This window comes from Pantoea rwandensis (genome assembly GCF_002095475.1).
In the GTDB taxonomy this organism is placed as follows: domain Bacteria; phylum Pseudomonadota; class Gammaproteobacteria; order Enterobacterales; family Enterobacteriaceae; genus Pantoea; species Pantoea rwandensis.
Map to the genome: position 1 here is coordinate 1 of NZ_MLFR01000050.1, position 20,755 is coordinate 20,755.

Consider the following 20,755-nt stretch of genomic DNA (forward strand, 5'->3'; position numbering starts at 1 on the left):
CAGCAGCAGAGGTGCTGTGGCCCGCACACAGGCACAGATGAAAAAAAAGCCGTCACTCATTGAAATGACAGCCTTACTCGACTTTTACCTAACTAACCTCACACCACCATGATAGCGAGCTGATGGTTACGCTTTCTCTGCCTCAAAATGGGTTTTGAACTGCTCATAGATAGAAATCATATTAGAGGCATCACCTTGCAGCGGGCTCAGTTTGCCTGCGCGTACCAGTTCAATGACCAGTTGCAGTGCGGCTTGTTTTGGGCTGCTGGCCGGGTGGGCAATTTCGTTCGACATCGGTCATTCACTCATCATTTTTGTCAGGGCCGCACAGTTTAGCCCAGATCGTGCTGCTGTTGCGCGCCTGTCTGGTTATAATCTCGTCGCTCAAACCAAAAAGCCGCTCAAGGAGATAATTGACTCCCGTTGCGTTTGGCTATACTGGATTAAAAAAAGGAACGAACAGCCACCGATTCCGTACCATCAGGAACGTGTTAAAGGAGTCCGATCATGCTGATTGGTTTTGTGTTATTAGTGAGCGCGTGTGGACACGATGCCTGTGACGCTCTGCCGGTGTCAGAACGCATCTACCCCACCAAAGTGGCCTGTGAGCAAATGGCCGACCGCATCCATAAAGTTCGGCCGAATGTGGTCCTGCTCTGTGGTGAAGTGCACCGTTAATTCGGTGCCATTTTTATGACGACTGTACAAAAATAAGCCAGACGGCATTGCAAGATTGGCGCATAGCGTCCAAAATATAAGCTGCTTTACACTATTACCGTTGTGAATCCCATGAAGAATACTCGCCCCCGTCGTCCAAACGGACGCTGGGTTTATTACATTTTGTATGATGGCATTCTCTGGCCCTGCCCGGTGCGGTGGGAGTGGGAAAGCAGCTTCGGCGGCTGGTTGCCATTCTACTATTCGCCCACATTTGAGTTTGTGGCGGGAGACCCACGCAAGGCATATCGCATTGCGCGCAGCAGTGTGCGTAACGTGCGTCAGCCAGACAACGAATACGCGTAAGGGATCACCCCAACTGCCACGGTAACCAAGACGCCGTGAGCAGGTAATGCACCCCTTCCAGTACCAAAATAACCATCACTAACACGCCGAGCTTATGGCGACAGACCCAGTCCTTCATCCCCATATCATCGCAGCCCAACGAATCAGCATCAGCGCGCCGCAAATGCACAGCAGCACCACAATCATTTTCCAGTGTTTAGTTGCAGCCAGTTTTTTCCCCACGCATCCTCCAGACGGCAGAAAGCAACGATGCGCCCTGGGGCGCATCGCTATTCTACCGCTGGTAAAGCGTAAGGGCGATTAATTATTCAGCGTATAGTCCAGGCTAATTTCTGCATTCAGGACTTGTGACACCGGGCAACCAGCTTTGGCTTTCTGAATAATCTCATCAAATTTGGCGCTATCGATGCCTGGCAGCGCGATAGTGCTGGTCAGTGCAATTTTAGTGATGGCAAAACCTTCACCTTTCTTGTCCAGTGACACATCTGCCGTGGTATCGATACTTTTCGGCGGATGGCCCGCCTGACCGAGCATCAGTGACAGTGCCATGGAGAAGCACGCCGCATGTGCCGCACCAATCAGCTCTTCCGGATTTGTGCCCTTCTCACCTTCAAAACGGGTATTAAAGCCGTAAGGCTGGTTGCTCAGCACACCACTTTCGGTACTCACTGTGCCTTTACCTTTGATGTCGCCTTCCCAGTGGGCCGATCCTTTCTTGTGAATGGTCATGTCATTCCTCCTGTTAGTCAGACAGGAGATCAGTATAGACATCACCTCTCATTTTGCTTGCCGCGCCTCAGCTCACTGCACGTGATCGAGCCGGATGTAATCCCGCTTCGCTAAGCAGCGCATTCGCCTGCACCAGCGAGTCCTGAGTGATCTCGGCAATGGTTTTTGCACCGGTCAGTGTCATCGCCACCTTCATCTCTTTTTCGATCAAATTCAGCAAATTCTCAACGCCGCGCTGCCCGTGGGTAGCCAGTGCATAGATAAAGGCACGGCCGAGCAGCACAGTATCAGCACCCAGAGCAATCATGCGCACCACATCCAGCCCATTACGGATGCCGCTGTCAGCCAGAATGGCAATATCACCTTTCACCGCATCGGCAATCGCCGGTAATGCGCGGGCTGACGACAGCACACCATCCAGTTGGCGTCCGCCGTGGTTGGACACCACAATACCGTCGGCACCAAAACGCACCGCGTCACGCGCATCTTCCGGGTCCAAAATGCCTTTGATCACCATCGGACCATCCCAGAACTCGCGAATCCACTCCAGATCTTTCCATGAAATGGAAGGATCAAAGTTGTTTGCCAGCCAGCCGATGTAATCTTCTAATCCGGTCGGTTTACCCAAATAAGCGGAGATATTACCCAGATCGTGTGGACGCCCGTGCAACCCGACATCCCATGCCCATTGTGGATGGGTGACCGCCTGCCAGTAACGGCGCATAGCGGCATTGGGACCGCTCATGCCTGAGTGAGCATCGCGATAGCGAGCGCCTGGCGTGGGCATATCAACGGTAAACACCAGTGTGGAACAGCCTGCGGCTTTGGCGCGCTCCAGCGCATTGCGCATAAAGCCACGATCGCGCAGCACATACAGTTGGAACCACATCGGGCGATTTATGGCGGGGGCCACTTCTTCAATCGGGCACAGTGACACGGTAGAGAGCGTGAACGGAATGCCTTTCAGCGCAGCCGCGCGTGCCGCCTGTACCTCGCCACGACGCGCGTACATACCGCACAGCCCCACCGGCGCAAGCGCCACCGGCATCGACAGCGTTTCATTGAACAGCTTGGTTTCCAGGCTGAGATCGGACATGTTTTTCAGCACGCGCTGGCGCAACGCTACGTCCGAAAGGTCTGACACATTGCGCTTTAGCGTGTGCTCCGCATAGGCGCCACCATCAAGATAGTGAAACAGGAACGGAGGCAGGATACGTTGCGCCGCGGCGCGGTAGTCACTGGCTGCAGAGATGATCATCAGTTGTTTTCCTTACGATTATCCAGAGACTCGCCCGGCAGACGGGTGATACGCGCCTGCCGCGCTTCATCTTCATGGAGTGATTTCAATGTGGTATGCACGAAGCCGAGGTGATCCATCGCCGCATGACGTGCCGCTTCGGCATCGCCCGCCATCACTGCATCAAACATCGCCTGATGCTGTTCATTGAGACGATTAAAAATCACCGGCTGGGTATACATGCGCTGACGGCTGTGAAGCACCGATGATTGCAGGAGATCGAAGAAGCCGCGCATGGTTTGCAGCAGCACAACATTGTGGGAGGCTTCAGCGATAGCAAGGTGGAAACGTAAATCGGCCTGCGCAGCGAGGTCGGGGTCATCACAGTCGTGCATCTTTAACAGCGCATCAAACGCCAGACGCAGCTTCTCTTTGTCGGATTCGGTGGCGCGCAGCGCCGCATGCCAGGCGGTGCTGGCCTCAATGGCGTGGCGCGCCTCCAAAATATCCCAGCGGTAATCCGGGTCGTCAGCTAACAACTGGCGAATCGGCTCGACAATGCGCTGTTCCGACCAGGGTTCCGGCGGCTCACACAGCCAGGTGCCGCCACCGCGTTTACTCATCAACACGCCGCTACTGATCAACTGCTGGATGGCTTCGCGCAATGACGATCGCGATACCCCAAACTCAGCCGCCAACTGACGTTCAGCAGGCAAGCGCATGCCCGGCTCCAACTGGTGTTCATCAATCCAGGCGCGCAAGCGCGCCCGTAACGTATCCGCTAAACGCGGCGTGTTTTCAGTCATGGAATCATCCAGGTTAAAACGTAAGCCTGAAGCGTGGTGATCACGCCCACCATGCAGGTGAAAATCAGGCTATGTTTGACGGTAAATCGGAACAGATCCGACTCCTTGCCCACCAGACCCACAGCGGCACAGGCAATGGCAATCGACTGCGGAGAAATCATCTTACCGGTCACGCCCCCCGTAGTATTGGCAGCCACCAGCAGGACATCTGACACGCCAATCTGCTGCGCGGTAGTGGCCTGCAAAGCAGCGAACAGCGCATTGGAAGAGGTATCAGATCCGGTGAGGAATACGCCAAGCCAGCCGAGGAACGGCGAGAAGAAGGTAAAGGCATTACCGGTATGCGCTAACGCCAAGGCCAACGTCGCTGACAAGCCGGAGTAATTTGAGATAAAGGCGAACGCCAGTACCATGCCAATCGAGTAGATCGGCAGTGCCAACTCTTTCAGCGTCTCACCAAATGTCTGAATCGCAGCCGCAGGTTTCATGCGTAGCCAAATCACCGACAGCACCGCAGCCACCAGAATCGCCGTGCCGGTCGCGGAGAGCACATCAAATTTAAATACTGCCGCATACGGCGTCGCTGCACTCACCACCGGCGGCATACGCGCGACCAACTCATGCAACAGTGGCACTGGCACGCTAAACACCCAGTCATACATTGCGCCACCTTTGGCAAACAGCGCTTTGAACGGCGGAATACTCCATAAGGTCACCGTGGCCGTGAGGAACAGGAAAGGCATCCACGCGCGTACAATCTGTCCCAGCGTGTAGCGCTTGTTCGTTTGCGTGGGATCGAGTGCGGTTTTCTCATCAAAGCGGAAAATACGCACCGGTTTCCAGCGGCGCAGGAACAGCGTCAGACAGATCAAGGAAGCCAGAGACGAGATGATATCCGGCAGTTCAGGGCCGAGGAAGTTGGAGCTGAGGAATTGGGCGATAGCAAAGGATCCGCCCGCCACGATCACCGCTGGCCACGTCTCTTTGACGCCGCGCCAGCCATCCATGATCGCCATGATCCAGAACAGCACAATAATGGTGAGGAACGGCAACTGACGTCCGGCCATTTGACCAATCTGGAAGCTATCCAGTCCCGTCACTTGCCCAGCAACGATGATGGGGATCCCCATGGCACCAAAAGCTACGGGTGCCGTATTGACGATCAGACACAAACCAGCGGCATACAGCGGATTAAAGCCCAATCCCACCAGCAGTGCCGCCGTGATCGCCACAGGCGCACCAAAACCAGCAGCCCCTTCGAGGAATGCACCAAAAGAGAAGCCGACAATCAGCATCTGTAAACGCTGATCTGGCGTGATAGAAAGTATTGAGGCGCGAATGATATCGAACTGACCGGTTTTCACCGAGATTTTATAAACAAACACCGCCGCGACGATGATCCAGGCGATGGGCCACAGGCCATATAAGAAGCCATAAACCACTGACGCCAATGCCTGACCCAACGGCATGCCATACAAGAACAGCGCCACCAGCAGCGCAATCACTACCGTGGCTGTACCCGCCTGATAGCCTTTCAGTTTGAGCTTAATCAGCGCGAAGAAGAAAAACACAATCGGGATCACCGCCACCAGACTGGAGAGCCACAGATTGTTGAGAGGATCGTAGTTTTGTTGCCACACCGGCATGCCGTTATCTCCAGAGGTTACCAGATGAATACGGCGCAACGGCAATGCAGGTTTGCGCCGCAGTTCTTGCCCTTCTGCTCACTGAAATTGGTAGGACCAAAATGCAGAGCGGGGCTTTCTGGCTCCAGATAGTTAATGTATTGTTAACTTAAAGCAACGAAGCTGGCGTCATTTTTCCCGTTATGTGACGATGTGGCAACATTTAAAACGATTTGGTAGGACCAATTAATCCACTGTCCGACCAAAAGCCCGATGATAACTGTGGGGATGGAAACGCAGATTTAACAGGATCAACCCAATCGTTACCGCGCTCTGCATTATCCATACGCTTGTAAAACTGTGGGTGAATGCCTGCAACTGTCCGGCGATAAAGGGCATGCAACCGGCAATAATAAAGCCGACACCCTGCATAAACGCCACCAGGCGCGCACCGGCTTGCGGATGCGGTAGATGATCCAGTGCCAGTACCATCGCCAGCGGAAATGCCGCGCCCAAGCCAAATCCGGCAATCGCTGCCCACAACCAAGGTGCCAGCAGCGGCGCAAACAGGAATCCGCTCATGCCCACCAACTGACAAACCAGACTGATCATTAACTGAGGTCGGCGGTCTGCTTTGCGCGCCAGCAGCGGCATCAGTAAAGCACCTGCCACCTGACACAAGATCATCACGCCTAACAGCGAACCACCCGCCTGCGCCGTCCAACCTAAACGATGATAGGCATCCGGCAACCAGGCCACGCAAGTGGCATATCCGCCATTCACCAAACCAAAACTCAGTGCTAACGACCAGGCGCGCGGTTTGCGCCACAGCGGCGGGAGTTCAATCCTCTCAGCGTGATGAGTTGCAGGTAAGCGCACCACCAGCCAAAGCATAATCGCCAATAACACCGGTAGCGCCCAACCCGTTAACGCCACTGACCAGCCAAAATGCGCACTCAACCAGGGCGAGAGCGCCGCACCTAAACCGCCACCGCCCATCAACGCGCCCGCCCACAAGCCGGTCATCGGCGCGCTCCGCTGGGCAAAGCGTTGGCGGATCACCCCCGGCATTGCCATCTGCACCACGCCGACCCCGAGGCCGGCAAACAGCGCACTGACCACCAACCATTGACCGTCGTGGATCACCCCGCGCGCGGCCAGTGCCAGCAGCAAGAGTGTCAGTCCGGCAATGAGCAGACGTTGCAGCGGCACGCGTTGCATCAGCGATGCGCTCAGTAGCGCCACCGCGCCCATCATTACCATCGGAACCGCGGGCAACAACGAGGCGGCCAGTGAAGAGAGGCCCATGGCCTGACGCAGTTGCCCGAGCAGTGGACTTACGGAAGTGAGTAACGGACGCATATTCAGCCCTGCCAGCACCAATGCGGCGAGCGTCAGTCCGTTGGAGTGTCGGTTCATACACAATCCTGTCGTGAAAAGGTTGTCAGGATCGCAGCAGTCAGTACTATTTGGAAATGAAATAACACCATAGCGACCAGTGGAAAAATGAATCGTCAGCCCATGTTTACCCCGCAGCAACTCCTGAGTTTTGTCGCTGTATGCGAAACCGCGAGTTTTACCCGTGCCGCCGAACGGGTGCATTTGTCGCAATCCACCGTCAGTCAGCAAGTCAGGCGGCTGGAAGAGATGATTGGCAAAGCGCTGCTGGAGCGCACCTCGCATCAGGTGGTGTTAACCGAAGAGGGAGAAAAACTGCTCGGTTATGCGCGGCGCATCATTGCACTCAATGGTGAAGCGCATGATGTGCTGAGTGATAAATGGCGCGACGGGGTGCTGCGCTTAGGGGTGCCCGAAGATTTTGCCGCCCCCACTGCTGGCTTGCTGGCCCAGTTCAGTCGCGAGCATCCACAGTTACGCCTCGACGTGATGAGCGGTATGTATGTTGATTTGCACCGGGCTTGGCAGCGTGAAGAGCTGGATATCATGCTGATTAAGCAACCGGGCGGTGAACGCCCACTCGCCTCGCGCCTGGAGCCGCTGCTGTGGCTGGATAGCGCCGAGCACCCCTGTTTTGAGCAGACGCCAGTACCGTTGGTGGTGTTTCCACAACTGGGGTTGTACCGCGATGAGATGAGCCAGACGCTGGATACGTTGGGACGCAGTTGGCGTATCAGCTATAGCAGCGCCAGTTTGGTGGCACTCGCCAGCGCCAGCGCCGCCGGATTGGGCTTGACGTTATTACCTGCCAGTTGCCGCCTGCCGGGTCATCGTGTGCTGGATGAATCCGATGGCCTGCCTCCGATCAGTCACTTTGAACTGGCGCTGTTTTGCCGCTTACCCCAGGATGATCTACAACAAGCGCTGGCTGCAGCCTTGGTGGAATTTTGCCATTTGAAGTGGCAGTGATTTTTCCACTGTTAAGCAGTGGGAAATATCGCAGCGCGGCGACGCGCGTTTTGCCAGATTAACGTTTTCACTGTTGACTGGAGCCTCTGATGCACCTCACTTCTCCCAGCCGTCGCGATTTTATCAGCCAGGGCGTGCGTCTCACCGCCGCCGGTAGCCTGTTGGCTGCCGGAATGAGCGCAGCCGCACAACCCGTTTCCGCGCCGCAGTTGCAGACGCCACCTCCGCGCGTAGCCCACTATCAGTTGCTCAATGTACGCCTCGAAGAAGGCTTTGAGCATGACGGTAAAGAGGTGATCGCCACACGCACCGCGTTGTACGACATCACCATTAAAGACGGCAAGTTCGCCGCCATTGATGCCGCGGGCAAGGCGCGCAACGCCAACATCCCGCAGTGGAATGCCAACGGCGCATTACTTCTTCCCCGCACGCGTGACATGCATATTCATCTGGATAAGACGTTTTACAGCGGGCCATGGGAAGCCCCACGACCGCGCCAGGGCAAAACCATCATGGATATGATTGCGCGTGAGCAGGTGCTCATCCCACAACTGCTGCCCACTTCACAAGCGCGTGCCGAAGCTTTGATCGGCCTGCTGCACAGCAAGGGCACCACCGAAGCACGCAGCCACTGCAATATCGACCCGGTGAGCGGCCTGAAAAGCCTTGAACACCTGAAGCTGGCGCTGGCCAATCACCCTGAATTCCCCTGTGAGATCGTCGCCTTCCCGCAGCACGGTTTACTGCATTCGAAGGTCGATGGACTGATGCGTGAAGCGATGCAGATGGGTGTGCAGTATGTTGGCGGCTTGGACCCTACGAATGTGGATGGCGCCATGCAAGCCTCGCTGGATGCCATGTTCCAGATTGCACTGGATTTCAATCGCGGCGTTGATATTCACCTGCATGAAACCGCACCGTCCGGCGTGGCAGCCATTCAGTATATGGTGGACACCATCGCCAAAAACCCAGCGTTGAAAGGCAAAGTGACGTTGAGCCATGGTTTTGCGTTGGGTACGCTGGAGGGCAAAGCCTTGGATCAGATGATTGCGGGCATGGCCGAGCAGCAGATGAGTGTCGCCTCCACTATTCCGATTGGCAAACTCACCATGCCGTTGCCGCAACTGCAGGCGGCTGGTATCACAGTGATGACAGGAACCGATAGCGTGATTGACCATTGGTCGCCCTTTGGTACCGGTAGCATGCTGGAGAAAGCCAACCTGTATGCGCAACTCTATCGTGGCTCCGATGAATTTGGGCTGAGCCGTGCGCTGCATATCGCCACCGGCGGCATTCTGCCGTTATCGAATCAAGGCGAACGCCAGTGGCCGGAAGTACGGGATGACGCCAGCATGATGCTGGTTGACGCAAGCTGCTCCGCTGAAGCTGTGGCCCGCATCTCACCAGTCACGGCCACCTTCCACAGTGGGACACCAGTGTTCAGCATTTGAGATCAAAAAAGCCTCCGAGAGGAGGCTTGATGAACGAAAAAACATGGGCGGCACGCGCCCCATGCGAGTTGCTGGATTTACGATAACATCTGAATAGCCAGCGCATATAAGCGCTGGTTTTCATCGTCACTAACAGGCTCTTCTTCCGCGTAACAGGCAATCATGGAACTGACTTTATCCGATGATAAAGTTTCTCCATGCAGATGCAGCGTTAACACGGCGCGGCCGACGATTTTCAGAATGTCTTCGTTCTGTCCCTGGACATAAAGACTCAAAACTTGACCTCTGAATATATTATTGTTTGCCAAATGGCGCGCTAAATATAAAGCATAGCGGTGGGTAATTTTAATCGGAATTTTACCCATCTTAAGTGACACATAAGCGTAACATGAGCAAAATACCGCAAAAATGACGTTATATAGTCTCTTTATCAACGCTAATTGCACCTTTTCGTTAAAGAAAGCGCTTCTAACTTGCACAGCCCAACTTTGTTACTTTCAAAAACTAATTAAAATTTCACATCAATTACCGTCTATAAAAGTAGCAATCGATCATAATGCTAACTGTTTTCGTTGCGTTATCAGTTGCGCAATTTGCATTGCCGATAGCGGCCCTTTCTGCCAGACTGGCCGCCGCAATCCTGACCGTTATCTGAGACATTCCCGTGACCGCTTTTTCTACCCTGACGCAACTTCCAGCCAGCCAACTCGACAACCTGCGCGAGATGGGTTTCGACGCCATGACGCCGATTCAGGCCGCTTCCCTGCCCGCCATTCTCGAAGGGCGCGACGTGCGTGCGCAGGCGAAAACCGGCAGCGGCAAAACCGCCGCCTTTGGTATCGGCTTGCTGCAACGCATTGATATCAGCCGCTTCCAGACTCAGGCGCTGGTGCTCTGCCCGACACGCGAATTGGCCGATCAGGTCAGTAACGTGCTGCGCCAACTGGCACGATTTACCCGCAACATCAAAATCTTGACGCTCTGTGGCGGCCAGCCAATGAGTGCGCAGCGTGATTCGCTGGTGCATGCGCCACATATTGTGGTCGGCACGCCGGGCCGTATTCTGGATCACCTCAAGCGCGATAATCTCGACCTTGGCCAATTGCAAACCTTGGTGCTGGATGAAGCCGACCGTATGCTGGAGATGGGTTTCCGTGACGATATGGAGGCCATCATTGGCTTTACGCCGGAAGCACGCCAGACACTGCTGTTCTCAGCAACCTGGCCAGACACCATTGCCAGCCTGAGCCAACGTTTTCAACGTGATGCCTTGGCGGTCGCCACCGAAGATAAAGCTGAACTGCCTGCTATTGAGCAGCAGTTTATTGAAGCCAGCGCCCACGAGCGCGGCAATCTACTGAGTGCATTACTCAGCCAACATCAGCCCACTTCCTGCGTGGTGTTCTGTAACACCAAACGTGAGTGTGATGACGTCGCCGCGGCGTTGAACGACCGTCAAATCAGTGCACTGGCACTGCATGGCGATCTGGAACAGCGCGATCGTGAACGCGTCCTGATCCGCTTCGCCAATGGCAGCATCCGTGTGCTGATTGCCACCGATGTCGCCGCGCGTGGCTTGGATATCAAATCACTGGCTTTAGTGGTGAATTTCCAGCTGGCATGGGATCCAGAAGTGCACATTCACCGCATTGGCCGTACCGGTCGTGCTGGCGAGAAAGGCATGGCCGTGAGCTTCGTCGCACCCGATGAAATGGCGCGCGCCAATGCACTTGAAGAGTATCTGAGCCAGAAACTGAACTGGGTGTCATCCTCCACCTTAAAAGGCAAATCAGCGCAAGCCCTGCCTGCCACCATGATGACGCTGTGCATTGATGGCGGCCGTAAAGCTAAGATCCGTCCTGGCGATATTTTGGGGGCATTGACCGGTGAGGCGGGTTTCAGTGGCGATCAAATCGGTAAGATCGATCTGACACAAACCCATGCTTATGTGGCGATCAATGCCGCGCAGGCGAAGAAGGCGCTGATCAAGCTGAAAGAAGGCAAGATCAAAGGCAAAAGCGTACGTGCCATCCTGCTGAAGTAATGGTTCCTGCGCGAGGGCGTTCGCTCTCGCGCTAAAATTTCTGCCCTCCCCCTTCATTTTTTCTCTCAGCTGCCGATAAGTTAATCATTGCCCCTTTACCCCGCCCAGATTCCGCTTGAGGCCATGATGGATAATTTTCAGAAAGAGATCGATGAACGCGCCAACCTTGCGCTTTCCAATAAATTCGAACTGCTGCTATTCCGCTTGGGCTCCGATCAGCTGAAAGGCAAATCTGAGTTGTACGGTATCAACGTCTTTAAACTGCGTGAAATCGTGCCGATGCCCACCATTACGCGTGCTGCCGGTATGCAGTCACCGCTGCTCGGCATGGCCAGCATCCGTGGACAGTTTATTCCTGTTATCGATCTACCTGCGGTCACCGGCTGCAAACCAGAGACGGGCCTGAACCTGCTGCTGGTCACGGAATATGCGCGTAGTACACAGGCGTTTGCGGTGGAGTCGGTTGAAAACATCGTGCGACTCGACTGGAACCAGGTTCACACAGCTGAAGCCGGTATTGGCAGCCGCAATATCACCAGTATTGCCTGTCTTGATAGCGATGGTGAAAGCAACAATCTGGCGCTGGTGCTCGATGTGGAACAGATTCTGTATGACATCATTCCTTCGGTACGCGGCGTCGAACCGAGCGAAGAGACAGCAAAAGATTTCAACCTGAAGCCAGGCCAGGTAGCGATTGTGGCGGAAGACTCGAAAGTGGCACGTCAGCTTTTGGAGCAGGGGCTGAAAAGCATGGGGATTCCAGCCATCATGCACAATACTGGCTTGGAAGCGTGGATTAAAATCAACGATATGCAGAAAGAAGCCGTCGCAGCAGGCGAGTCAATTCACGATAAAATCGCGCTGGTACTGACCGATCTGGAAATGCCGGAAATGGATGGCTTTACCCTGACGCGTAACATCAAACGTGATGAAGCCTTACGCAAAATTCCGGTGGTGATCCACTCGTCGCTCTCGGGTAGCGCCAACGAGGATCATGTCCGCAAAGTGGGTGCTGATGGCTATGTCGCTAAATTTGAGATTAATGAGCTCTCGAGCGTGATTCAAAACGTATTGGCGAAAAAACGTTAATTCCTCCTCATTTTTGAAAGCATAGAAAGGCGCGATTATCGCGCCTTTTTTGCATTCTGCCTGCGGCTTTTTCGCTGATGAAATCGTACCAACGATTAATGATGTTAACGATTTTGTGACGTACCTCTAAAAAATTAAAGTTAAAACATTAACAACCGATAACTGAAGCGCTGAAACCCGCGCTGCCATACCAGATTAATCACGCCGGGAAAGCATTTTCATCTTATAAAACATTAACCTGATGCAGGCAGCACGCCTGCTTTTCCGTCTTGAAAACAACACTATTTGGCATTACGGGGAGAACCAATGTTGAGCTTTAAGAATATGAAGGTAGGCGTCCGTTTGGGCATTGCCTTTGCACTGGTCGTGGCACTGCTGGGCGTGATCGGAGTGACATCGATCATGAAAATCAACAACATCAAAAATGGCATCACCTCCATTGTGGAAGATCGCTATGTCAAAGTGCGCCTCGGTTTTGACGTGCGTGATGGCGTAAACGACCAAATTAAGTACCTGCGCGGTATGGTGATTGACACCCTTCGCCCGGAATATAATGTTCAGCGCTTTAAGCAGTTAGATGAAGCCACGGAACGTACCAATAGCGCGATGAAAAAGATTGAGGCGATTCAAGTTACCGAAGTAGGTAAAAAGAAAATCGCCGGCTTACTGGCCGCAAGCCAACTCTTTGAACAACAAAAGAATGAATTGCTGGATCTGGTGCGCGCAGGTAAGCAAGAGGATGCCGGTACTTTTGTATTGAAGAAAATTACCAGTACGCAGAATACCTACCTCGACAGCGCGGTCGCTTTTGCCAACTCACAATCTGACCAGTTACGCAAAGAGGGTGTAGGCATTATCGATGACGGCTCTACCGCCATCGAAATCACGCTGATCTTCTCCGCGATTGCCATTGCCGCCTCGGTGCTGCTCGGCTTTATGCTGACACGATCCATCGTTCGCCCACTGAATGAAGCGGTCGAAATTGCGGAGAAAGTCGCCGCAGGCGATCTGAGTTCGCACATTGAAGTGAGTGGCAAAGACGAAACCGCCGTACTGATGCAGGCGCTACAGGCGATGAACGATAACCTGCTGACCATTGTGTCCAATGTACGTGCCGGTTCCGATACTATTGCCGTCGCTTCAAATCAGATCTCCAGCGGAAACATCGATCTCTCTTCACGCACTGAGCAGCAAGCCAGCTCGCTGGAGGAGACCGCCTCAGCGATGGAGCAAATGACCGCCACCGTGAAGCACAACGCTGAAAATGCGCGTGAAGCCAATCAACTGGTCGCTTCTACATCCTCTGTCGCTAAAGAAGGCGGCGCCGTGATGGAACAAGTGATCGAGAAGATGGAAGCCATTACCCTCTCCTCTAAAAAGATTGTCGATATCATCAGCGTAATCGATTCGATTGCCTTCCAGACCAACATCCTGTCACTGAACGCAGCGGTAGAAGCGGCACGGGCGGGTGAACAAGGTCGTGGGTTTGCGGTCGTTGCCACCGAAGTCCGTAATCTGGCACAGCGCTCGGCTTCTGCGGCGAAAGAGATCAAAGTGCTGATCGAGGATTCAGTGTCGAAGGTGGATGAAGGCAGCCGCTTAGTCACGCATGCCGGTTCAACCATTGGTGAAGTGGTGAACAGCGTGAAGAGCGTGGCGGATATCATGAGTGAAATCACCATTGCCAGCAGCGAGCAGAGCAGTGGGATTAGCGAGATTAATTTGGCCATTACCCAGATGGAAGCCGTCACCCAGCAGAATGCCGCATTGGTACAGGAAGCTTCAGCAGCTTCGCAGGCATTACAGGAACAAGCGGATCGTCTGGCGCAGTCGATGAGTGTCTTCAAGACCGCATCAGTGTAATTCCAACTCCTCTTAAACGTAGCGGCGCGATATATCGCGCATTCTGAAGCGGCTAGCCAGCTTCCAATACGCGAGATGGATCGCGCCGCTACTAAACGTTCTTAATTCACCAGCGAATACGCAATCGACGAAATCGCTAACAAACCGACAATCACCACGAAGACGTTGCTGATCTTACCGCTGTACTGACGCATTGCCGGAACTTTCTGGATGGCATACATCGGCATCAGGAACAGAATCATCGCGATGATTGGCCCACCGAGCGTTTCAATCATACCGAGAATGCTTGGGTTCCAGGTCGCCACCAGCCAGGTGGTCAGCAGCATAAAGATTGTCGTCAGGCGATTCAAACGCTGCGGCATCACACTTTTGCCACGGCTACGCAGTGACTTCACCACAATGCCGTTGAAACCTTCACGCGCACCAAGATAGTGACCCAGGAACGATTTGGTAATTGCCACCATCGCAATAATGGGTCCCATCCAGGCAATCATCGGCACATCAAAGTGGTTTGCCAGATAAGACAAAATCGTGATGTTTTGATCTTTTGCTGCCTGTAAATCAGCCGGTGACAGGCTCAACACACAGCTGAAAACAAAGAACATCACCGTCACGACCATCATCAAGTGTGCACAGGCAAGAATGCGCGAGCATTTCTGCTCCGCACCGGCACCGTACTCATCACGCTTGGCGACCGCGAAGGAAGAGATGATCGGCGAGTGGTTGAAGGAGAAGACCATGACGGGAATCGCCAGCCACAGCGTCATCCAGATGCCGCTGCCGCTGGTGGCTTGGTTAAAAGAGAGCGTTTCCAATGCCGCGCCATGCCAGTGTGGCACGAGGTAAGCAGCCATCAACATCAATACTGCGACAAAGGGGAATACCAGCACGCTCATCGCTTTGACAATCATCTGCTCGCCGAAACGTACCACCGTCATCATGCCAATGATCAGTATCAGCGAAAGTAAGGCACGCGGTGGCGATACCAGACCGAGTTGATGCACGATAAAGCTATCCACGGTATTGGTGATGGCGACGCTGTACATCAACAAGATCGGGAAGATAGCGAAGAAATAGAGCAAGGTGATGATCTTGCCAGCCCCAACACCAAAATGTTCCTCAACCACTTCCGTAATATCTTCACCCGGATTCTTACCGGAGAGCACGAACCGCGTCAGCGCACGGTGCGCATAAAAGGTCATGGGGAATGCGAGGATCGCCATAATAATCAGTGGAATTAATCCGCCCGCACCCGCATTGATGGGCAGGAACAATACGCCTGCACCAATCGCAGTTCCGTACAGACCCAGCATCCACACGGTATCACTCTTACGCCAGCCTTTTGCGCTGACCTCAACCGTGCTTTGAGCAACGGTTTGTGAGTTGTCCATCTGTCTCTCCAGAATTTAAAGCTTTATCAAAATGCAGCCGGAACGACAGCTGCTAAACATGCCATTAGCGCGAACGGGCACATGCTACCCGTTTTTGTCCGGTTAAGGTTGCTTCAACGCAAGACATGCATCACAAAGGCGATAAAAATGCGCATTGTGGTGATTTTATCATCAAAAACGCACAAAACATGCACGCAAACGTTTGCATGGGGCGCTATTTGACCTGAGACAGGGAGAGAGTGCAAGCGAGGAGATTAAGCGTGCGTAGAAAGGTGAAACTCCCCCGGCTACTCATCTCTGGCGCAGCAATCGCTCCACTCTTTCCTTAAGGAATAACAGCAGCAGACAATTACAGAGATGAATTCCGGGGGAATTTCAAATCAAAATACGGGTGCTCGATTGAGTGCATAATTAAATAAGTACGCTATGACAGCATTCCAATTCATCGCTGGGATTTCATCTCCCTCGCAAAATGCAATGGTGCAGGAGACATTGCTTTTACGATCGGGCTATCCAGCGCCAAAACGCGTTGAATGAAGCCTTGAAAGAATAATCAAGAAAGTTGCCATGATTTTTATAAAGGACGGAATCACATAACGCCATGGGGAACGGTTTTCCCTCTTTCAATCTGGTAGGGAGGACTTGACGTCTGGGCAGGGAAGCGGGCGCAATCTCATCACGATCGGCACTACCTGTCGCAACCAAAAAATGGCTAACAGAGCTAAAGAACCTCAGGTTGAAGAGCAGTGCTCCACTCATGGAGACGCCTTCCATAAAACGCAGATTTAAATCACTTAGAATTTGACGGCGGTAACATTTGTTGTGCAGATAAACAATATTATCGCTCATTTCCAATTCGCCCAGGATGTAGGGGATATCCTCATTGCTGAACAGACCCGCTTTTGAGATGTGGCCGATACGATAATCGGTGAAGTTGCCAACCATCAAATCAACGGATTCTGCTGGCCATGCTTCCAGATTGTTCTTGAAAATCATCAAGAAGTTATCTTTCAAACAGTCATCAGCCTCAAGGAAGAGGACATATTCCCCACGCGCCTGCTCTAGACCACAATTTCGCGCTGCACTGATACTGGTATTGGGGTTATTCATCACCGTCACCTGCGGATGATGAGCAAAAGAGGCTAAGATCTTCGCCGATGAATCTGTACTGCCATCATTCACCACCAGCACCTCATAATTGCGATACGTCTGATTCAGCACGCTGAGCAATGTGCGCTTTATGGTTTTTTTGGCGTTAGAAACAGGAATGATAATACTAAAAAGTGGTTTTTCATTCATGATTAACTCTCTTGGCTGTTTGTTGTTTTATCATTGTTAAATTGCCATTACTACCTGGGTTGCAGAACATCTTCATGATTCCCGTTTATCAATTTCTTTCGCATCGCTTAACATTGGCATTACGTAAATTTAGGAGTTTCCTCACCAATTAAAATTGGTCTTTTAGAGCGAAATTCATCTTAATTAAAATAGGATTTTCGCTATGAATTTAATGCTATTTATTTATTCGCTTTCTAAATATACCGCTAAGCTACCGCCCTTGGCTTACAGCTACCAATGAACTGAGCGCATGAGGCCCTTAAATATAGGTTAAGCAAAACCACCTGCTCTCCAACGAGAACAGTTGAATATCAATCAGTTAAAATGTTCATTCATACCGTCATCATAAAGGGCAACGCAGATGCGCAGCATTTAAACATAATGGAATCTGGGACATGCCGACCGTGGCTGAAAGGATCATCTTTAGATAACCTTCTCAACGAACGTCACGGCATTAACGATTTTGCTGTGTGCCCTGCCCCTTTATTGCCTCGGTACGTTTTTCACCTTCCGAGAGGGCAAGTGGCGTTAATCCAGCACGGCTCTCGCAGCCATGCTGCAATGGGCATTGAGCCCTAAAATTCAAAATCTTTTCCAACATTCTTACCATGCGCCGTTTTCAGGTCAATCTTCTTCAGAGCCAAATAAAAGAGATACCGTTGGATATTTTCGCGAGGTATCTGGAAAATATTAGCCACGATGAATGGAAAAATTAAAAATTGTTAAGACTAATGCCCATAGGTTCTCAGGAATAATCAGATGAAATCATCACTACCAAATCAACTTTAGTTAACCCTCTGTTATTCAACACTTCAGCTTTATTCCCCTCGCCATTTAAACTGAAAACAACCTTAAGTTAATATCGGACCTACTATATTTAGTAGTTCTTAGCTTATTCACCCACAAACCTTTAACAACCTCACCACACTCAAAGTAAAGATGGAATCAAACGCAACTTATCAGAATAAAACTCTGAAAATTTAAGCGAAGCGTAGCCAGAAAAGACTACCTGACTCAAATAGGATCTAAAGAATAAAATGACATGCCGATAATGCTTACAGTGCATTTTTCTGTGAGACCAGGAATGTACAGAGTCAGATCATCTTAAGTCGCGTACAAATGTCGTCAGCGCGTTAAGCGCAGGCGGCACCAGCCGATGGCCGGGATAATAGAGGCAAAGCGCCCCCAGATTGACATGCCAGTCCGGCAGTAATCGCACTAACCTGCCCGCCTGCACATCTGCCGCAATATGTTGTTCCGACAAACAGGCAATCCCTAATCCGGCCACCGCCGCTTTGTGCATTGAGGCTAAATCGCTCGCCGCAAACCGGGGTTCACCCTGCAATTTGTAAGATTGCTGCTGATCGGTCAGCTCCCAGCGATAAAGACTGCCGTCGGACATGCGCATACATAAGGTTGAGTGTTCGCTGAGCTGCTCTGGCTGAGTGGGCGCCTGGACACGATCAAGATAATCCGGCGCAGCGACCACAATCATCCGCAAGTCTGCCGTCAATTTGACCGCAATCATATCGGCAGGAATATCCTCCGCCAGACGTATGCCGGCATCAAATCCCTCGGCCACAATATCCACCCGTTCTCTCTGGCTAGAGATATCGACGCGAATACGCGGATAACGCTGCAAAAAGGGGATGAGCACCGACTCGTACCATAGCGAACAGCTCTCCGGCGGCACATTGAGACGCAGAATGCCGGCCGGGTCATTGGGCTCGCTGCTCACTTCCTCCGATGCGCTACGGATCATTTCCAACGCTGGCGCGATTTTCTGCATAAAGCGGCGCCCCGCATCCGTCAGCGCGACACTGCGCGTGGTGCGGTTGAACAGACGGACGCCCAGACGTTTCTCCAACGCAGCCACGGCGTTTGTGACAGCAGAGGGCGACATCTCCAGCTCACTGGCAGCGCCTTTGAAGGTTCCACGCCGCGCGACAGCCAGCATGATTTCCAGTTCTGTAATACCGGTTCGGCTCATTGATTATTCCGTTAAACGTAATACCCCTTGCAGGGTTTAGCGGATTATTCCCGCGCACAGGACATGATAATTTTCCTGCCTATTCACCTCAGGAGTAGAGTCATGCACGTTATCGAACACCTCTATATTAATGGCGGTTTTGTTACCCCTCTAGGCGACGAGTGGCTGGATATTATCAAACCTGCCGATGGCAGCGTCATTGGTAAAGCGCGTCTGGCAAATGAACAAGATGCCGACCGTGCGATTGCCGCCGCTCATGCAGCCTTTCCCGTTTTTTCTCGCACTTCGGTGACAGAACGTATCACGCTGCTGGAGCAGATGTATGACGCCGTAAAACACTGTGAAACGGATCTGCATGCCGCCATCCTTGAAGAGTATGGCGCACCCTCTTCACGATCGCAGTGGATGGCAAGCTACCCAGCGGACGTCATTCTCCAGGTGATCGAAGAACTGAAAAAGTATCCATTTACCCAGCAAGCTGGGCGCGCCAGTGTCCAGATGTTACCCCTCGGTGTCGCCGGGCTCATTACCCCTTGGAACAGCAACGCCGGTTTTATTTGCCATAAGCTGGCCACTGCGATGGCAGCAGGTTGCACGACGGTGATTAAGCCCAGTGAGTTTAGCCTGTTACAGACTGAGGTGATCACTCAGGCACTGCATCGCGCCGGATTGCCTGATGGCCTGTTCAATATCATCACCGGTCGCGGCGCTCAGGTCGGTGATGCGATTAGCCGTAGCCCGCAGGTGGCAAAAATTTCCTTCACCGGATCAACCGCCACTGGCAAAGCCATTTTGCGCACCGCTGCCGAAACCTTCAAACGCGTCACGCTGGAGCTGGGCGGCAAATCACCGACGCTGATCTTGCCAGATGCAGATGCCCTTACTGCAGCAAAACTCGCGGTTCAGGCGGGGTTTATCAATAGCGGGCAAGCCTGTATTGCCGGTACGCGCATTCTGGTGCCTGAAGCCCGTAAAGCAGAGTTCGAACGTGCTTTGACAGCAGAAGTCGAGGCGCAACATTCCGGCGATCCCGCCGATGCCAGCACCACCATTGGCCCGATGGTTAATGAGAAACAGTGGCAACGAGTACAACACTTTATCGCACTCGGCGAACAGGAAGGTGCTCGCGTGTTGACTGGGGGCTTGGGCCGCCCGGAGGGATTAAGCCGTGGCTGGTATATCAGGCCCACGCTGTTTAGCGATGTCACCCAGCAGATGCAGATAGCCCGCGAGGAGATCTTTGGTCCGGTGCTCAGCATCATCAGTTATCGGGATGAAGCCGAAGCGATTGCGATTGCCAACGACACGGAATACGGCCTGTCCGCACTGGTGATCGGCGCAGATGAGCAGTATGCGCGTGCCGTGGGTGAACAAATCCTGGCGGGCCGCGTGATGATCAATACGCTGGCACATGAACCCCGCGCCCCATTTGGTGGCTTTGGTCACTCTGGCATTGGCCGGGAAATGGGGCCATGGGGCATCAGCGCCTTTCTGGAGCCACGCGCGGTGACGGTTGCCTGAATGAATAACACGGCATGCATGTATGCTTCGGATGATAACGCAGTCTGCATTAGTTAAGCATGTGGTGATAATGCAGTCTGCATCAGTTAAGCATGTGGTGATAACGCAGTCTGCATCAGTTAAGCATGTGGTGATAACACAGTCTGTATCAGTTAAGCATGTGGTGATAACGCAGTCTGCATCAGTTAAGCATGTGGTGATAACGCAGTCTGCATCAGTTAAGCATGTGGTGATAACGCAGTCTGCATCAGTCAAGCATGTGGTGATAACGCAGTCTGGGG

19 protein-coding genes are annotated in these 20,755 nt (G+C 52.8%); 8 read left to right on the plus strand and 11 right to left on the minus strand.

What is annotated here, in order from left to right:
• Positions 1-126: 126 nt before the first annotated feature.
• On the minus strand, positions 127-294 hold the full coding sequence (locus HA51_RS27245) for a hypothetical protein (RefSeq protein ID WP_167136781.1): 168 nt from the start codon (positions 292-294) through the stop codon (positions 127-129).
• Between the two features lie 213 nt (positions 295-507).
• On the opposite strand from HA51_RS27245, the gene HA51_RS27250 reads away from it, so the two are divergent.
• Both HA51_RS27250 and HA51_RS26125 read left to right on the plus strand, forming a co-directional pair.
• Positions 508-678, plus strand: coding sequence for a hypothetical protein (locus HA51_RS27250; RefSeq protein WP_007887091.1), 171 nt, complete (start codon positions 508-510; stop codon positions 676-678).
• Between the two features lie 111 nt (positions 679-789).
• Entirely contained in the window at positions 790-1,023 is a 234-nt protein-coding gene (locus tag HA51_RS26125; protein WP_084938337.1) for a hypothetical protein, read from the plus strand.
• Between the two features lie 114 nt (positions 1,024-1,137).
• On the opposite strand, the gene yniD is transcribed toward HA51_RS26125, so the two are convergent.
• From yniD to HA51_RS26150, 6 genes are all read right to left on the minus strand, one after another.
• A complete protein-coding gene (yniD, locus tag HA51_RS27820) occupies positions 1,138-1,245 on the minus strand; it encodes a small membrane protein YniD (RefSeq protein ID WP_097117533.1) in 108 nt (35 codons plus the stop codon).
• Between the two features lie 78 nt (positions 1,246-1,323).
• Entirely contained in the window at positions 1,324-1,752 is a 429-nt protein-coding gene (locus HA51_RS26130) for an OsmC family protein (protein WP_034830472.1), read from the minus strand.
• Positions 1,753-1,819: 67 nt separating this feature from the next.
• Positions 1,820-3,010 carry an FMN-dependent L-lactate dehydrogenase LldD gene (gene lldD / locus HA51_RS26135; RefSeq protein ID WP_084938338.1) on the minus strand — a complete coding sequence of 397 codons (1,191 nt, stop codon included), beginning with the start codon at positions 3,008-3,010 and terminating at the stop codon, positions 1,820-1,822.
• Positions 3,010-3,795, minus strand: a complete 786-nt coding sequence (gene lldR, locus HA51_RS26140) for a transcriptional regulator LldR (protein ID WP_084938339.1) — start codon at positions 3,793-3,795, stop codon at positions 3,010-3,012. Before lldR ends, lldD begins: the two co-directional genes overlap by 1 nt.
• Positions 3,792-5,441: an L-lactate permease gene (gene lldP, locus HA51_RS26145; protein WP_084938340.1), complete on the minus strand. Its 1,650-nt coding sequence runs from the start codon at positions 5,439-5,441 to the stop codon at positions 3,792-3,794. The genes lldR and lldP overlap by 4 nt, the downstream gene beginning before the upstream one ends.
• A 225-nt stretch (positions 5,442-5,666) precedes the next feature.
• Positions 5,667-6,839 (minus strand): cyanate transporter, encoded by a 1,173-nt coding sequence (locus HA51_RS26150; protein WP_084938341.1) that lies wholly within the window; start codon positions 6,837-6,839, stop codon positions 5,667-5,669.
• Positions 6,840-6,926: 87 nt separating this feature from the next.
• On the opposite strand from HA51_RS26150, the gene HA51_RS26155 reads away from it, so the two are divergent.
• Positions 6,927-7,787 carry a LysR family transcriptional regulator gene (locus HA51_RS26155; RefSeq protein WP_084938342.1) on the plus strand — a complete coding sequence of 287 codons (861 nt, stop codon included), beginning with the start codon at positions 6,927-6,929 and terminating at the stop codon, positions 7,785-7,787.
• A gap of 89 nt (positions 7,788-7,876) precedes the next feature.
• The gene (locus tag HA51_RS26160) at positions 7,877-9,238 is read left to right on the plus strand and encodes an amidohydrolase family protein (RefSeq protein WP_084938343.1); all 1,362 of its coding nucleotides are present in this window, start codon (positions 7,877-7,879) and stop codon (positions 9,236-9,238) included.
• A 77-nt stretch (positions 9,239-9,315) separates the two neighbouring features.
• Here HA51_RS26160 and HA51_RS26165 read toward each other — a convergent pair whose 3' ends face one another.
• The gene (locus HA51_RS26165) at positions 9,316-9,603 is read right to left on the minus strand and encodes a hypothetical protein (protein WP_245840276.1); all 288 of its coding nucleotides are present in this window, start codon (positions 9,601-9,603) and stop codon (positions 9,316-9,318) included.
• Positions 9,604-9,902: 299 nt separating this feature from the next.
• Between HA51_RS26165 and dbpA the strand changes: the two genes are divergently transcribed.
• From dbpA to HA51_RS26180, 3 genes are all read left to right on the plus strand, one after another.
• On the plus strand, positions 9,903-11,282 hold the full coding sequence (gene dbpA / locus HA51_RS26170; protein WP_084938344.1) for an ATP-dependent RNA helicase DbpA: 1,380 nt from the start codon (positions 9,903-9,905) through the stop codon (positions 11,280-11,282).
• A 126-nt stretch (positions 11,283-11,408) separates the two neighbouring features.
• On the plus strand, positions 11,409-12,371 hold the full coding sequence (locus HA51_RS26175; protein WP_084938345.1) for a chemotaxis protein: 963 nt from the start codon (positions 11,409-11,411) through the stop codon (positions 12,369-12,371).
• A gap of 306 nt (positions 12,372-12,677) precedes the next feature.
• Positions 12,678-14,234, plus strand: coding sequence for a methyl-accepting chemotaxis protein (locus HA51_RS26180; RefSeq protein ID WP_084938346.1), 1,557 nt, complete (start codon positions 12,678-12,680; stop codon positions 14,232-14,234).
• Positions 14,235-14,335: 101 nt separating this feature from the next.
• Here the strand turns inward: HA51_RS26180 and HA51_RS26185 are convergent, their stop codons facing one another.
• From HA51_RS26185 to HA51_RS26195, 3 genes are all read right to left on the minus strand, one after another.
• A complete protein-coding gene (locus tag HA51_RS26185) occupies positions 14,336-15,625 on the minus strand; it encodes an HAAAP family serine/threonine permease (protein WP_084938347.1) in 1,290 nt (429 codons plus the stop codon).
• A 498-nt stretch (positions 15,626-16,123) separates the two neighbouring features.
• Entirely contained in the window at positions 16,124-16,924 is an 801-nt protein-coding gene (locus HA51_RS26190) for a glycosyltransferase family 2 protein (protein ID WP_245840278.1), read from the minus strand.
• Between the two features lie 1,138 nt (positions 16,925-18,062).
• The gene (locus tag HA51_RS26195; RefSeq protein WP_084938348.1) at positions 18,063-18,953 is read right to left on the minus strand and encodes a LysR family transcriptional regulator; all 891 of its coding nucleotides are present in this window, start codon (positions 18,951-18,953) and stop codon (positions 18,063-18,065) included.
• 102 nt (positions 18,954-19,055) lie between these two features.
• Here HA51_RS26195 and HA51_RS26200 point away from each other — a divergent pair, with 102 nt between their 5' ends.
• Complete coding sequence (locus HA51_RS26200) at positions 19,056-20,474, plus strand: aldehyde dehydrogenase family protein (protein WP_084938349.1); 1,419 nt, start codon at positions 19,056-19,058, stop codon at positions 20,472-20,474.
• Positions 20,475-20,755 lie beyond the last annotated feature (281 nt).

Excerpts from the sequence above, each read along its gene's own strand:
- HA51_RS27245 (WP_167136781.1), bottom strand. The coding sequence starts at position 294 with ATGTCGAACGAAATTGCCCACCCGGCCAGCAGCCCAAAACAAGCCGCA.
- HA51_RS27250 (WP_007887091.1), top strand. The coding sequence starts at position 508 with ATGCTGATTGGTTTTGTGTTATTAGTGAGCGCGTGTGGACACGATGCC.
- HA51_RS26125 (WP_084938337.1), top strand. The coding sequence starts at position 790 with ATGAAGAATACTCGCCCCCGTCGTCCAAACGGACGCTGGGTTTATTAC.
- HA51_RS26130 (WP_034830472.1), bottom strand. The coding sequence starts at position 1,752 with ATGACCATTCACAAGAAAGGATCGGCCCACTGGGAAGGCGACATCAAA.
- lldD (WP_084938338.1), bottom strand. The coding sequence starts at position 3,010 with ATGATCATCTCTGCAGCCAGTGACTACCGCGCCGCGGCGCAACGTATC.
- lldR (WP_084938339.1), bottom strand. The coding sequence starts at position 3,795 with ATGACTGAAAACACGCCGCGTTTAGCGGATACGTTACGGGCGCGCTTG.
- lldP (WP_084938340.1), bottom strand. The coding sequence starts at position 5,441 with ATGCCGGTGTGGCAACAAAACTACGATCCTCTCAACAATCTGTGGCTC.
- HA51_RS26150 (WP_084938341.1), bottom strand. The coding sequence starts at position 6,839 with ATGAACCGACACTCCAACGGACTGACGCTCGCCGCATTGGTGCTGGCA.
- HA51_RS26155 (WP_084938342.1), top strand. The coding sequence starts at position 6,927 with ATGAATCGTCAGCCCATGTTTACCCCGCAGCAACTCCTGAGTTTTGTC.
- HA51_RS26160 (WP_084938343.1), top strand. The coding sequence starts at position 7,877 with ATGCACCTCACTTCTCCCAGCCGTCGCGATTTTATCAGCCAGGGCGTG.
- HA51_RS26165 (WP_245840276.1), bottom strand. The coding sequence starts at position 9,603 with ATGGGTAAAATTCCGATTAAAATTACCCACCGCTATGCTTTATATTTA.
- HA51_RS26175 (WP_084938345.1), top strand. The coding sequence starts at position 11,409 with ATGGATAATTTTCAGAAAGAGATCGATGAACGCGCCAACCTTGCGCTT.
- HA51_RS26180 (WP_084938346.1), top strand. The coding sequence starts at position 12,678 with ATGTTGAGCTTTAAGAATATGAAGGTAGGCGTCCGTTTGGGCATTGCC.
- HA51_RS26185 (WP_084938347.1), bottom strand. The coding sequence starts at position 15,625 with ATGGACAACTCACAAACCGTTGCTCAAAGCACGGTTGAGGTCAGCGCA.
- HA51_RS26190 (WP_245840278.1), bottom strand. The coding sequence starts at position 16,924 with ATGAATGAAAAACCACTTTTTAGTATTATCATTCCTGTTTCTAACGCC.
- HA51_RS26195 (WP_084938348.1), bottom strand. The coding sequence starts at position 18,953 with ATGAGCCGAACCGGTATTACAGAACTGGAAATCATGCTGGCTGTCGCG.
- HA51_RS26200 (WP_084938349.1), top strand. The coding sequence starts at position 19,056 with ATGCACGTTATCGAACACCTCTATATTAATGGCGGTTTTGTTACCCCT.